This window comes from Flagellimonas chongwuensis (genome assembly GCF_013376415.1).
Taxonomy (GTDB): domain Bacteria; phylum Bacteroidota; class Bacteroidia; order Flavobacteriales; family Flavobacteriaceae; genus Flagellimonas; species Flagellimonas chongwuensis.
In genome coordinates, this window is record NZ_WYET01000003.1 from 174374 (window position 1) to 188971 (window position 14598).

The 14598-nt window shown below is 41.5% G+C and carries 9 protein-coding genes; 5 read left to right on the forward strand and 4 right to left on the reverse strand.

Going from position 1 to position 14598, the window contains the following annotated elements:
- Nucleotides 1–35: 35 nt before the first annotated feature.
- The 5 genes from GUA46_RS06555 to tamL all read left to right on the forward strand — a co-directional run bounded on the left by GUA46_RS06555 (nt 36) and on the right by tamL (nt 11436).
- Nucleotides 36–401: a BlaI/MecI/CopY family transcriptional regulator gene (locus GUA46_RS06555; protein WP_176619801.1), complete on the forward strand. Its 366-nt coding sequence runs from the start codon at nt 36–38 to the stop codon at nt 399–401.
- A gap of 2 nt (nt 402–403) precedes the next feature.
- A complete protein-coding gene (locus GUA46_RS06560; protein WP_176619802.1) occupies nt 404–2755 on the forward strand; it encodes a M56 family metallopeptidase in 2352 nt (783 codons plus the stop codon).
- A 106-nt stretch (nt 2756–2861) separates the two neighbouring features.
- Nucleotides 2862–3962 carry a DUF4407 domain-containing protein gene (locus tag GUA46_RS06565; protein ID WP_176619803.1) on the forward strand — a complete coding sequence of 367 codons (1101 nt, stop codon included), beginning with the start codon at nt 2862–2864 and terminating at the stop codon, nt 3960–3962.
- Nucleotides 3963–4104: 142 nt separating this feature from the next.
- Nucleotides 4105–9096, forward strand: coding sequence for a translocation/assembly module TamB domain-containing protein (locus GUA46_RS06570; protein ID WP_176619804.1), 4992 nt, complete (start codon nt 4105–4107; stop codon nt 9094–9096).
- Between the two features lie 15 nt (nt 9097–9111).
- On the forward strand, nt 9112–11436 hold the full coding sequence (gene tamL / locus GUA46_RS06575; RefSeq protein WP_313790860.1) for a translocation and assembly module lipoprotein TamL: 2325 nt from the start codon (nt 9112–9114) through the stop codon (nt 11434–11436).
- On the opposite strand, the gene GUA46_RS06580 is transcribed toward tamL, so the two are convergent.
- From GUA46_RS06580 to GUA46_RS06595, 4 genes are read right to left on the reverse strand one after another with little or no spacing between them, the layout of a single operon-like run.
- Nucleotides 11433–13205, reverse strand: coding sequence for a MutS-related protein (locus GUA46_RS06580; RefSeq protein ID WP_176619805.1), 1773 nt, complete (start codon nt 13203–13205; stop codon nt 11433–11435). The genes tamL and GUA46_RS06580 overlap by 4 nt on opposite strands.
- Before the next feature lie 6 nt (nt 13206–13211).
- On the reverse strand, nt 13212–13571 hold the full coding sequence (locus GUA46_RS06585) for an MmcQ/YjbR family DNA-binding protein (protein ID WP_176619806.1): 360 nt from the start codon (nt 13569–13571) through the stop codon (nt 13212–13214).
- Nucleotides 13568–13972: a Dabb family protein gene (locus GUA46_RS06590; RefSeq protein WP_176619807.1), complete on the reverse strand. Its 405-nt coding sequence runs from the start codon at nt 13970–13972 to the stop codon at nt 13568–13570. Before GUA46_RS06590 ends, GUA46_RS06585 begins: the two co-directional genes overlap by 4 nt.
- Before the next feature lies 1 nt (nt 13973).
- Nucleotides 13974–14597 carry a DUF4230 domain-containing protein gene (locus tag GUA46_RS06595; RefSeq protein WP_176619808.1) on the reverse strand — a complete coding sequence of 208 codons (624 nt, stop codon included), beginning with the start codon at nt 14595–14597 and terminating at the stop codon, nt 13974–13976.
- Between the last annotated feature and the right edge of the window lies 1 nt (nt 14598).

The following is a 14598-nucleotide window of genomic DNA, read 5'->3' on the forward strand; positions in this document are numbered from 1 at the left end:
TATGTTTGTATAGCAACAGTTAAAATCATTAAAAGATGCAATTGTCAAAATCCGAAGAAGAGCTAATGAACATTGTTTGGAAATTAAAGAAGGCCTTTATGAAAGACCTATTGGAAGCCTATCCCGAACCCAAACCGGCCACCACCACCGTGGCCACGCTTTTAAAACGGATTGCAGATAAGGGCTTTATTGGATACAACAATATAGGAAGAAGTAGGGAATACTATCCCTTGGTAATGAAGAAGGATTATTTTTCGAAGCAGGTGAACGGCCTTATCAAAAACTTTTTTAATGACAGCGCTACCCAATTCGCTTCGTTCTTTGCACAAGAGACCAATTTGAGCAAGGAAGAATTGGAGGATTTGAAAAAATTGATTGACAACGAAATCAAAAAGAAGTAATTATGCTGATCTATCTTTTAAAATCCACGGCGTGCCTTGCCATTTTTTGGGCCTTCTACAAACTGATGCTGGAAAAGGAAAGCATACACCATTTTAAGCGCTACTTTCTTTTGGGGGCCCTTATCGCCTCCTTCATAATTCCCAACTTGGTGTTTATTGAATATATCGATGTGGTTGAGCCCACCACCACTTCAATTGCTCCGATAACAACACCTATTTCCAATACCGTAATTGAACAACCTATTCCAGAAACTTCGGTTTTTGATTGGCAACTTTTGTTGTGGATGGTTTATGGATTGGGTGTTATTGGATTCGGACTGCGTTTTATGGCAAATCTTTTACGAATATGTTTAAGAATTAAGAAGAATCCCAAGTTCAAGGAAAATTTTATGACCAAGGTGCTTTTACCACAGGCATTGCTCCCACACACCTTTTTGAACTACATCTTTCTAAATCAAAAACAGTACAGGGAAAATAGTATTCCCCAAGAAGTGCTCTTGCACGAAGAGACCCACGCAAAACAAAGACACAGTCTGGATATTCTATTTATAGAACTTGCCCAAGTCGTTTTTTGGTTCAACCCTTTGATTTACCTTTTTAAATCGTCCATTAAACTGAACCATGAGTTTTTGGCGGACAAAGCGGTGATCAAAAAGAGCCATGATCATTCACAATATCAAAATACACTCTTGTCGTACTTATCAAACGGCATTGAAAATCATCAGTCGGTCGGCATCGCAAATGCCATTAATTATTCATCAATCAAAAAACGTTTTACAGTCATGAAAACAAACACATCAAAAAAATCATTTGTACTCAGGAGCTTTTTGCTTCTGCCCCTTACTGCCCTTCTATTATTTGGGTTTAGTGAGACGAAAACAATAACTCGTACCACACCTGTCGAGTTTACCGAAACATCGTTGTATCCAGAAAGCAAAAGTTTTGAGACCACAGATGGGATTTCCTCAAGATCTATACAATTAGCAGGTCTTATATTAGATTCAGAAACCTTAATGCCTCTGGAAAAGGCTATTATTACGGATTCCGAAGGAAGTACGCTTGCCAAAACCGACGTCAACGGATATTACAATATTGAATTTCAAATTTCTAATTCCGGTGAAATATTTTTTGATTTCAATGTGGCAAAAGAGGGGTATGTTTCCACAACTCAAATACAGCATTGGGGAAATTTACAAGGTAAAATCAGCTCTGCTATTTACATTGGTTTACGACAAGACGAATCAGGTTCAAGGCAGCTATCGTCCCTAGTTCCAAATCTAAAAAATCTTGATTATGAAACTATACGAACCAATTATCCCGAGGTTAAAAAAGACTTTGTTTTGGCCAAAAAAATAGAAGCATCTAAAAAGGGCAATCAAAATGTTTTCATGCAAATAGATAAAGACTTCTACCTATTGAGCGACAGTTGGATAAAACTAAATTCCAAGAATGATTTGGTCCTCGTTGACGATGAAACCATTGTGCCTGCCAACACATTAAACAACCTTATCAAGAGAAACCAAATAATTGGTATGACCCCGTTGGGTCCTGGGAATAAAGCCAATTATGCGGTTTATACTTCAAAACAGAATCAAAATAACACCAACAAAACCATTAACCCGGTTGAAATCCACATCAATAAAAATGGCAAGCTGTTGTTTCAAAATAAGTTGGTCCCGTTGGAGGACTTGAAGAATGAGCTTTCAAAAATCAATGACCATCTCTCTTTTGATGAACGAGAAAAAACTATTCGTTCAATCATTAATGTGGAAGCGACTACCCCAAAAGACATCATCCAAAAAGTGGATATGATCTTTGAAGAATATGGTACCGCGACCATCAATATTGTGGGACCAAAAATGCAACAGCAAGGAAGCGCCACTCGCGCAGAAATGAAAGAGTACAACACCTTGGCCAAAAAGTACAATGAAATGGACCGTAACCACATGATGATTAAAAAGAGTGAGGTGATACGCTTAAAAGAAATCTATGGTAAAATGTCCGAGAAACAACGTAAAGATGCCGAACCGTTTCCGGATTTTCCACCAGCCCCACCTGTACCAAGCTCGCCGGAACCACCCATGTCTCCTATGAGCGAAGCGGGGGCGAAAGCCACTAAAGCCCACAGTCCAGTTCAACCTCCGGCACCTCCTGCACCGCCAAAACCAATCGAGCACATTAAAAAAATGGTCGCTCAAGGAGCAACCTTTACCTTGAACGGCAAAGAAATTTCTGGGGAAAAAGCCATTGAGGTGGTCCAAAAGAACAAACGCATAAATATTGACTCGAGGGAATCCAATGGTGCCAACCCTGTCGTTAAACTATCAACCGACCCCATCGTCATAGAAAATTAAGTTTTTGATACTTAAAAATTGTTAAAAGCCCCGATTATGGGGCTTTTTATGTAACAAATCACCCAAAATCACGTTCTAATATCCTATCAATCAAAGAGAACACACTATGTTACAACGCTTTTTTATTTTCTGCTCGGGAGCGGACACCCAAATTTTAGAGACTTGTTCCAACGGGGAACGCAACAAATACGCTGGTATCGGTGCCACGGTATTTTTTACGGCCGTTATGGCATTTATAGCTTCGGGCTATGCGCTTTACACTGTTTTTGACAACGTTTATATAGCCACATTCTTTGGTTTGATATGGGGCCTTCTCATCTTCAATTTGGATAGATATATTGTTTCCACCATCAAAAAACGGGACAATTTCAAGGGCGAATTATTACAAGCGGCCCCTCGAATTGTTTTGGCGCTGATCATTGCCGTTGTGATTTCCAAACCGTTGGAGATGAAGATTTTTGAAAAAGAAATCAATCAAGTACTATTGGAAGAAAAAAATGCCATGACCTTGGACAACAAGGAACAATTGGCGCTCCAATACACCCCAAAAATTGAAAACCTCAACCAAGATATTGCCAACCTGAAGAGTGAAGTTGCCACAAAAGAAGCAGAGACCAACGCGCTTTATGACACCTACATTTCCGAAGCCGAAGGCAGAGCGGGAACCGGTCTTTTGGGCAAAGGTCCTGTATACAAAGAAAAACGCGAAAAGCACGATGCGGCTCTGGCGGAACTGAATACCTTGAAAGAAACCAATACAGGAAAAATTGCTGCCATTGAAACAGAAATAGCAGCTCTACAAACCGACTATGATACGGCAGTGGCCAACTCCCAACCCATAATCGATGGTTTTGACGGGTTGATGGCTCGAATCGACGCGTTGGGCAAATTGCCTTGGTTTCCTTCTTTCTTTATCTTTTTGCTGTTCTTGGCCATCGAAACCGCGCCCATCATCGCAAAATTAATGTCTCCGAAAGGAGAATACGACTTCAAATTCGAAGAGCAAGAAAGTGTAGTGGCTACTTGGATTACCCAAAAAGTGGAGCAACGCAAACTTTTGTTGGCCACCGATGGGGAGCTCAACCAGCAAATCTACGCGGACATTAAAAACGAGGAGGAGCTCTATCGCTACAAAAAGGAAAAAGCAGAAGAATTGTTACGTTTGCAGGCGGACAGCTTCCACAAGCTTCAGGTTAAAAATCTTTAAATTTTTAAATACACCGTTGATTCAATCGAGATATTCTTTATCCCGTTTCAGCATCCTTCTTACATAGCACTGCCCTATCTTTACACTGTGTTTTTAAGCGATTTGAAAATAATAGTGACTAAAGCGCTTCGATTTAACGTGTATGAAGGATAATAAATGGAACCGGAAACGAATCCTGAGATTAATCGGGAAAAGCATTCTTGTTTTGTTGACATTGTTCATCATTTTGGTGGTGATCATCCGAACTCCTTGGGCACAAAATATTATTGTTTCAAAACTTACGGATTATGTATCCGGTAAAACAAATACCAAGGTCGAGGTAGAAAGAGTCTTCATCACCTTTTCCGGGAACATCATGGCAGAGGGAATATACCTTGAAGATAAACAGGGGGATACCCTTCTCTACTCCCAAGAAATTCAAATGGACCTCCCCATTTATCCTTTGCTCGTTAAAAATGAACTTTCCATTGACGATGTAGACTCCAAAAACTTAGTGGCCAATATACGACGGGGCACGGACGCTGAAAGTTTCAATTTTGCCTTTTTGATAGATGCCTTTGCCACTTCGGATACCACTTCGGTTTCCGAGCCCATGTCCATTTCGCTGGGTGACTTTCAATTTACCGATTGGAAAGTGCGGTATGATGACACCTATCTGGGAACCAAAATCAATTTGAACCTCGGTGAAATGCAAATTGAGGTAACCGAATTCGACCTTGACGAAATGAATTTCGGAATAGATGATTTTGTTTTAAAGGACAGTCAACTTTCCTATGAGCAAACCCGTACCCCTCCAACTTCTGATGATACTTCAACCTCGACCCCACCCAAAATCTCAATCGATGGCATTCAGTTGGAAAAGGTAGAGCTTGTATACAATTCAGACCCTGATGACATTCAGACCAGGTTGCAATTATCCGAATTTGATTTGACCGAGCTTGCCATTGATGTAGCCAACAACAGTTACAAAACGGATGAAATAGCGCTAAAGAACTCCAATATTGTATTGAATCTAAATCAAGCCAAGGACACCATTAAAAGTCAACAGGAAAGCAGTCCTTTCCAGTGGCCGGAAATGGAATTACAGGCCAATCAACTGGATTTGGAATCAAACACCTTACGTTTTTCAAAAAATGGTGCAAAGCAAAACGATTCTATTTTTAACCCTGATGCCTTTACCATCAATGAACTTACTTTCAAAGCGGATGATTTGAACTACGCTCCTTCGGACTTGGCTATTGAACTTGAAGCGTTCAGTTTTCGTGAAAGTTCTGGTATAGCCCTACAACAATTAGGCTTCGGAGCATCCATCACGGATACCAAAGCGGTTATTTCCAATTTGGCCTTACGGCTAAACGAGAGTTCTCTCAATGCCAATGCCGACATACGCTACGAATCCTTGGATTCGGCAATGAACAATCCGGAAAATAGCAGTCTTCAGTTGATATTGTCCCAATTGAGCCTGAATCCTTCGGATTTTCTGCGCTTTTCTCCCGAATTACAAAAAAACACCTACCTGAATACATTGTCCACTAATCCCATAACAGGATACGTTCGGGCTATCGGAAGTCTGCAAAAAGTAGATGATTTTGAGTCTGAGCTGCAATGGGGACCATCCACATCTTTGAAATTGGAAGGAAGCCTTTCCAACGTTACACAAATGGAAACCCTTTCCTACGATTTGGACAACTTGAACGTTTGGTCATCGAAAGAAAGCCTTCAACCATTTTTACCTTCGGATAGTTTGTCCATCAATATTCCTGAAACCATTGCATTGACCGGTACGCTAAAAGGTGACCTTGAATCATTCCGAACCAATACCATTTTAAAAACTCCTGAGGGACAAATAGCATTGGATGCTTCTGCACAACTTGGAGAAACCAAAAAATTTAATGGAACCATTTCCACAGATAGTCTTCAATTGGGAGCAATACTTCAAAATAATCAACTTGGGACCATTTCCCTACAACTCAAGGGTTCCGGTTCGGGAACGGAACTGTCCAATATGGATGCCCAATTGGAAGGAGTCATTGGTCAATTTAAATTCCAGGAATACAATTACAAGGATATAACCATTAGGGGGAAACTCTCCAACGGGAGTGGTGATATTTCACTTGCGTTAAAGGATGAAAACCTCAATTTGTCAGCCAACACCCTCATCGATTTCACCTCAGAAAGCAACAATATAACCTTTACGTCCAACATCATCGGTGCCTACCTCCAAAAATTGGGCTTCACAAGAGATAATATTAAGATAGCAGGGGATATCGAAGGGTCATATAGAGGACTTTCCAGTAACTACGCCATTGAAGCTTCCATAAAAAATGGAATCGCAGTGACCGATGATAGGCAATATCAAATTGAGCCTATACTACTGAATGCACGCGTAGAAGATTCCATTACCGACGCCACCGTAAAGAGTGGTTTTCTAAATGGCGGTCTGTATTCGAATGCATCCTTGAACAGAATAAACACTGCTTTAAAACGGCAACTGGAAAATTATTTTTCCCCGGATAGCCTTTCACACAATCTGGATGATGTAGAGGCAAGATTGGATTTGGCCCTAAAACCAACGCCCATCATCTCCAAAGTATTCTTGGACGGTTTCGAAGACTTGGATTCACTGAACATTGATGTCAAGTTTAATGCATTGACCAAAAAACTGGACGGGAAAGTATCCGTTCCAAAGTTTTCGTACGCCGGAAGTATTGTAGATAGTCTTGAAGTGGATTTGCAAGGCGATTCGACCAATCTGAATTTCTATGCAGGTCTCAAAAATTTTGAATACGACCCCATCAACCTTAAAAGAACCTTCATCGAAGGGAATTTAAAGAACAAAGAACTGGAACTGGACTTTAATTCCATTAGTGACACCACAGAGATTATGCATATTTCTTCAGAGTTGGTCTTTAAAAAGGATACCCTGAGCTTACATATTTCCCCCGAGAACCTATTGTTGAACAAAAAAGCGTGGGAAATTCCGGATGACAATAAAATCACGATGACCGAGGCTTACACCCAATTTCAAAACGTAGTGTTGTCAAGGAACAATCAAAAACTGGAAGTTTCCACCACAGTGCCCAAAATGGACAAAGAGCATATTGGCATCATTTTCGAAAACTTCCAAATACAGACCTTTTTAAGCCTTTTAAACCCTGATGAAGCATTGGCAAAAGGAACAGTGCAGGGTAATTTTGTGGTGTTAAACCCATATGGTGCTTCAGGGCTGGTGTCCAAATTGGACATCAACGATTTCAGCGTGATGCAAAATCCGTTGGGCACCCTTAGTTTAAATGCCTCATCAAAATCGCTCTCCGATTATGATTTTGATTTGGCGTTGCAAAACGGAGGCGCGGATTTAAATCTGACAGGTGATTATGTGGCAAACGAAAACGGTGCACAATTAAATTTAGATCTGGATATTCAAAAATTTGAAACAAAGATTGTTCAAGCGTTTTTAAATGAAGAACTATCCAATCCGTCCGGGTACCTTTCTGGGAACATGGAAGTGAACGGAACACTAAGTGACCCAAATTATTCAGGAAGATTAAACTTTAACGATGTTGGCATTACCTTATCCGCCTTCAAAACCAACTTGGGCATAGATAATCAAACATTAAACCTGAATGAGGAAGAAATCACATTCGACAGTTTTAGCATTACCGATGCCGATAAGGGCACATTGGTTTTGGATGGTTCTATAATAACCGGAGACCTTCTGAACCCAGATTTTGAATTATCGATTACTGCTGACAACTTTAAGGCGCTTGACTCCAAAAAGGGCGATAACGAACTGGTTTATGGTACAGCGGTAATTGATGCAGATGTAGAGGTGACCGGCAATTTAGAGATTCCTATAATCAACGGAAGTTTCACGATTGGTGACGCCACCAACCTCACCTATGTGGTTCCACAAGCCCAGTATGAAATTCAAGGAAGGGAAGGCGTGGTGATATTTGTCAACAGAGAAAATCCTGATGCCATATTGACAAGGGATTCCAATGAAGCTCCCGATTCTGTTTTTGCCGGAATGGATATCAGTACAAATCTAGAAATTTCGGACGAAGCGGTCTTTAAGGTGATATTGGATGAAAAAACAGGGGATATGCTACAGGCTTCCGGTAATGCCAATTTAAAATTGGATATCAATCCAAATCAGGATATTGGACTGTCGGGCAGATTGGAGCTTAGTTCGGGATTTTATAAAACGAGTCTTTACAATTTGGTGAGCCGAGAGTTTACGATAAATAAAGGCAGCAGTGTTACTTGGTCCGGAGACCCGTACAACGCGAAATTGGATGTAACCGCCACCTACGAAATCGAAACTTCTGCAGCTCCGCTGATGTCTTCCATTAGCTATGGTCAAGATAGCGGAGTTTCCAATCAGTACCAACGGTCTTCCACCTTTTTGGTGTATTTGAATATCGGGGGTGAAATTACAGGGCCGGAAATTTCATTTGCCCTTGATATGCCAGAAAATGCCCAAGGAAGTTATGGTGGCGGTGTGTATGGGCGCATCCAACAGTTGAACCAACAGGAATCCGAACTCAACAAACAAGTGTTTTCACTGTTGGCTTTGAACCGTTTTTATCCTACCTCAGGAAGTGATGGAAGTGCCGGAGGCGCCGTTGCCCTCGCACGTAATAACGTGAACAAAGTACTATCCGGCGAACTTAATACCATCTCCAACAGATTATTGGGCAATACTGGACTAGAACTGGATTTTGACTTGGACAGCTTCCAAGAAACGCAAGGAGATGGGCTACAAAATAGAACACAGTTGAACATCAGCGCACAAAAGAAATTATTTAATGACCGTGTCATCGTTTCGGCCGGTAGCGCCGTTGATGTAGAAGGTACACCATCCAGTTCCGAGACCGCCACACCCGTGATCGGTAATGTAACATTGGAGTATCTTTTGAACGAACAAGGCAATTATCGGTTGAAGGGCTTTAGGCGACAGGAATACCAAAATATTATTGATGGCCAATTGATCGTAACCGGACTGGCCTTTATTTTTGACAGGGAATTCAACAAGTTCAGTCAATTGTTCAGTCCCATCAAACCAAAGGCCAAAGAAGAAGAGGATGAGCAGGACGAAGAAACCAAGAACAAGCAAGAAAATAACCCATAACCCAAACATTAGTTTTTGAAAAATCAACTTATAAAATATCTGTTCTTTGGTTTGATGGCAATCACCTTGCTGCACTCCTGTAGTATCCAAAAATTTATTCCAGAGGGTGAGCGACTGTACACCGGTGCCGAGTTAAATTTGGAAAAAGAGGGGGATGTTGGTCAAGTAAAAGATGTAAAAGTCGAATTGACCAGTTTGATTGAACCCAATCCAAACACCACATTTCTTGGAATGAAACCCGGTTTGTTCTTTCATTATAAAGCACAGCGAGAAAAGCCCGGTTTTATATATCGATTTCTGAACAAATCCTTTGGAGAGGAACCTGTGTATTTTTCCGAAGTAAATCCTGAGCGAGTAGAGGAACTTATTCTGAACCGTTTGGACAACAATGGATTTTTCTACAGCAAGGCCAGCTCGGAGACCATTCTTAAGAAAAAGCGTGCTTCCGTAAATTACACAGCAACAGTTGAAGTACCCTACACGCTGGAAAATTATCAAGTTGATAAAGATTCCCTCCCTATATACGAGGAGCTGACCGACATTGCCAAGGAGTCCCCATTATCCAAAGACGACCGATTTGACCTCGACCTGCTAAAAGCGGAACGAGAAAGACTTGATTTTAACCTGAAACAACGAGGCTACTACAACAGTAATGCAAACCTTTTCATTTTTGAAGCGGACACCAATCAATATAAAAACCGAAAATTTGATCTATTCCTTCGATTAAAAAAGAAAGCACCCAAAAAAACAGCGATACCCTACACCATCGATTCCATAACGGTATATCCTAATTATTCCATCGAGGGGGACACCCTGCCACTTTCCAAACAGAATATAACTACCATAAATGGCACGGATTTTATTCAGAACGAATACTATTTTAAACCTGAGTTACTGGAGACCTATATGCTCTTTAAAGAAGGTGACCTTTACAACGCCAACACCTCCAAAATCACAAGTAACCGGTTGTCCTCATTAGGCAGTTATAAGTATGTAAATATTCAATATCGGGAACTGGACACCACTATGGCCAATGGCAAGGGAGGCTCACTAGCAGCTGATATCTATCTGGCACCTTTAACGAAACGCTCTCTACGGGCAGAAATTCAGGCTGTGACCAAATCAAACGGGTTCACCGGGCCTGGTCTACTGTTGACTTACAGTAACAGAAACCTCTTTCACGGCGGAGAAACCTTAAGCCTGTCCACACATTTCTCCTATGAGTCACAATTAAGTTCTGGCGATAATTCAAACTTGAGCAGCATTGCTTGGGGTGTAAAAGGTGATTTGATTTTTCCCAGATCCATTCCGTTTTCACCAAGAAATTTTAGATATTCAGTACCTAAGACCAAGATTTCAGCAGGTGTCGATTATCTAAGACGAAGCCAATTGTTCACCTTAAGCTCCATAAACGGCTCTTTTGGATACACCTGGAAGGAAAATAGGTATGTCTATCACCAATTGGACCCGATAAGCTTAAATTACTCCAGACTGTCCAATGTAACGGATGAATTTCAACAAATATTGGACGACAATCCTTTTCTACAAAGAAGTTTTGAGCAACGTTTTATTGCCGGACTTTTGTATGGATTCACTTATGATGAAGTCTCGGATATAGATAAGGAATATCCTATTTTCTTCTCCACCAACATTGATTTGGCAGGCAACCTTTTCAGTTTGATTGACGGCGGTTCTGGCACAATTCTAGGCTCCGAATATGCCCAATATGCAAAAATGGATGTTGATTTTCGTTTCTATTTAAGATGGGACAGAGAGCAAACATTGGTTTCAAGAGTCTACGCCGGGTGGGGTGTACCCTACGGAAACAGTGAAACCTTACCCTTTGTAAAGCAATTCTTCTCCGGGGGTCCCTACAGTGTTAGGGCATTTGATATCCGTTCTTTGGGACCGGGCAACTTCAATGCGGTTGCAGACGATTCCTCCACCGACTATTTTGATCGCTCTGGTAACCTAAAACTGGAAGCTAACCTTGAGTATCGCTTTCCCATATTTTCTTATTTAAAAGGTGCCTTTTTTGTGGATGCGGGGAACGTTTGGCTTACCGGAAACTATGACGAATTGGAAAATGACCAACAAAACAGTACCTCTTCCAACTCCCTTTTTACCGATGGTAAATTTGAATCGGATTGGTTAAACGAAGTTGCAGCGGGATTTGGTTTTGGTCTTCGAGTGGATATTCAAAATTTTGTGATTCGGTTTGACCTGGCCTCTCCGTTCAGGGTGCCGTCCCGACCTGAAAATGACCGATGGAATGTGCCCTTCTTTGGTAATAAGGGAAACAATGCCACTCTAAACTTTGCTATTGGTTACCCTTTTTAATCTTTAATGATATCCATCTTTCGCAACAGAAAGGAGGCATTCATATTTTGGCAGACACCCTCTTTAAACTTATAATCAAAAAAGAGCTCACCATCCACAATTTGTGCATCAAAATAGCGGTTTTCCACTTCTGGAAGTTCATCGGCTAAGGTACACAGGCTCAAATCGTGCGTAGCGACCATCCCCGTGGACCCGTTTTTTACCAATCGCTCTACAAACTTTTTGGAGCCTTCGGCCTTATCCACGCTGTTGGTGCCTTTTAATATTTCATCCAGGATTACAAAGCAGTCGTCCTTTTCCAACTCATCCACGATATATTTTAAGCGTTTGAGCTCGGCATAAAAATAAGAGGTTTCGTCCGTCAAGGAATCCGAAGAACGCATACTGGTCAACAAACGTACAGGATTATAATGTACCTCTTTCCCCTTTACTGGCAGGCCCATGTTCGCCATAACTATCTGCAGGCCAATGGCACGTAAAAATGTACTTTTCCCGGCCATATTGGCCCCGGTAACAATACAGAAGCGGCCTTTTCCTATTTCAAAATCGTTCAGAATATTTTTTTGAGGATCCACAAGAGGATGCCCCACTTCCTTGCCACTTAGTACAGCATCATTCTGCACCAATGTTGGATAGGTATGATCGGGATGATTAAAGGCATATGTACCCAAGCTGATGTATGCATCAAACTGGGCAATGGCCGAAAACCAACCTTCCACCTCTTCTCCGTAGGTTGAAATCCACTTTTCAACACTAAAAGCATAATAGACACTATAGAGTCCCAGACCTTGGGCAAACATTGAAATCAAAAGGTTGTATTGCTGTTCCAGCATCGTGGTGCTTTGGGAAAACCGCTTCAATATTTTTGAGGTCTTCTCTCCTTTTACCTCTAATTTCTTCTGAAGTTCTTGTAATACTTCTGAAGAAAATGTCCGCTCTTCAAGTTCCGAGATCAGCCGTTGATGTTGTTGAATGGTTTCTTGTGCCTCGGAGACTTTTCCCGTAAATGAAAGAATTTTTTTAGCGAAACGGCCAACCATTCCAGCACCGAGTACATACCAGAACAAAATCAAACTCTCTGGAACATACCCTAAGAATGCCAATGCAATCAAGACCAAGGATAAAAATGTAAAAATGAGTGGTAGGGTTCCCGCCCACTTGGGCATAAACGGTTTGTGGTTTTTCATCCAATCGGAAACCACATCAGGAGCGATTTTAGGTTTTGTCTCTCCAGCCAATGCTGAAAAATGTTGACGCCATTCGGGCAACTGGGCCAATTCTTGAATTGCAGCCTGCTTTAGGGCAATATCCTTTGGATATCCATCCAACAACAGGTTTGAAAATACTTCCCTGCCCTGCACCAAAGTGGTACGGTTCGCGTACTGATAAAAGGAGCCACGTCCAAAAATGTCCAAATCCTGTGCATAAGGATGGTCCGGTTCCAGAAACTCCTTGCCTTCCGGTAGATAGTGAAATCGGCGGGCCAAAATATCCAGTTCAGTGTCATTGATCTCAATAAGCCTTTGCAGATATTCCTTATATCTTTTTACGTTGCTGAACCGAGTGACCAAATACAAAAACAGGATGAAGCCAACAGGCAACAACACAAATAACAACGAGTTGCCCCAAAGAAAATAGACACCTAATGCCATAGCCACAAAAACAGATAGTCGCAATGTAGCCAATAGGCCCAATCGTTTTTTGACTTGTTGAAGTTCTTGCTGATGTTTTTCTCGTTGGGAGGTATAAAAGCCCTTTAAATCTTCCATGTACTATCAACCTAAATTGTTGAGCTCTTGTTGAAGCTTTTTGGTTAATCCGGATACGACCAAATCATAGGAATGGTCAACTAAATCATTAATCAATTCAGGTGGGAGTTGTTCCATAAACAATGTGTTCCAATGCTTTTTACTCATGTGGTAACCCGGTATAATGGCACCATCGTGTTCCTCTCGGAGCTCCTCGCTTCTTTCGGGGTCGCACTTTAAATTACATTGGGACGGGAGCCGTTCCAAAGGGACCAGGGCAAACATTTTCCCCATTACCTTAAATACCAAAGTATGGGCATCAAAAGGCAATTCCTCTGCCACTCCCTTTTTGCTCAGGCAAAGTTCCCTAAGCTCCTCTACATTCATTGTTGTATTCCCTCGGAGTCGTAAACAATGACCTTTTCCCACAGGTCTTCACACTCTTCTATAAACACCATGTGTGGTGGTTCCTCTTGATATGCTGCTTGGTCTTCGGCGGATTCAAACGATAGGATCAAGGAGTAGGTAAACGAATCATCGACCACATCGCGGGTCGCCCTTGGTGGTTTGCCTATGAATTTGGTCTTGGCATACTCGGAATTGTTCAAAAACTTGGTCAACGAGGCTTCAAAGGTATCCCTGGCCTCTTGGCTATCGGGATTCTTGAACCAAAAGAACACGGTATGTGTAAAAGTGTGGTCAAAATTAGTCTTCATTTCGCTTTTGGTTTGTTCACAACTGGAGGCCAAAACGCCTACCAAGAGCAAGGTTATTATTTTTGTTTTCATACTATTCTTCTAAAGATTGTTTTTCCCTGTTCGATATTTCAAGGGCGGAATAATCCAATGTCCACCCAATGGTCTCTACTATTTTCTCCACCACCAAAACGGCTTGCAAGGCTTCCATTCTTGCTGTTTCCATAAGTCCGCTCTCAGGTATCTTTTGTTTGATGTGCTCCTTGGCCTCTTGGTTGAGATTGGTCAGATCTGTGGGCGAAAAGCTGTTGAAGATACCATTTTTAATGTCATAAAACTGAAGGTCGGGCTCAATGGACAATACTTCCGGTTCCGGAAAATGGCTCAGCACTATCTTCTTGTTCTGGTTTTCGGCCTTCATGTTGAGCTTGTTCAGATCATAGCCGATGTGTGCTTTGGCCTTGATGACTATCAATGCTTTCTTCTTACTACGGAACAGGCTCATAAAGCTGTCCTTGGTATTCTCATAGTGATATATCTCTGCAAAATCACCTTCCACTGATACCAATTTGCAAACGCTTCGGATTTTATTGAGAATTACGGTGGACTGCTCCTCCGTAATTTCCCTGTCCTTCTTTTTTCTAAATAGGGAATAGACCCAATACATCAATATTGCACCCAGAATCAACCCTAAAACTATATCTACAATGTCTCCCATG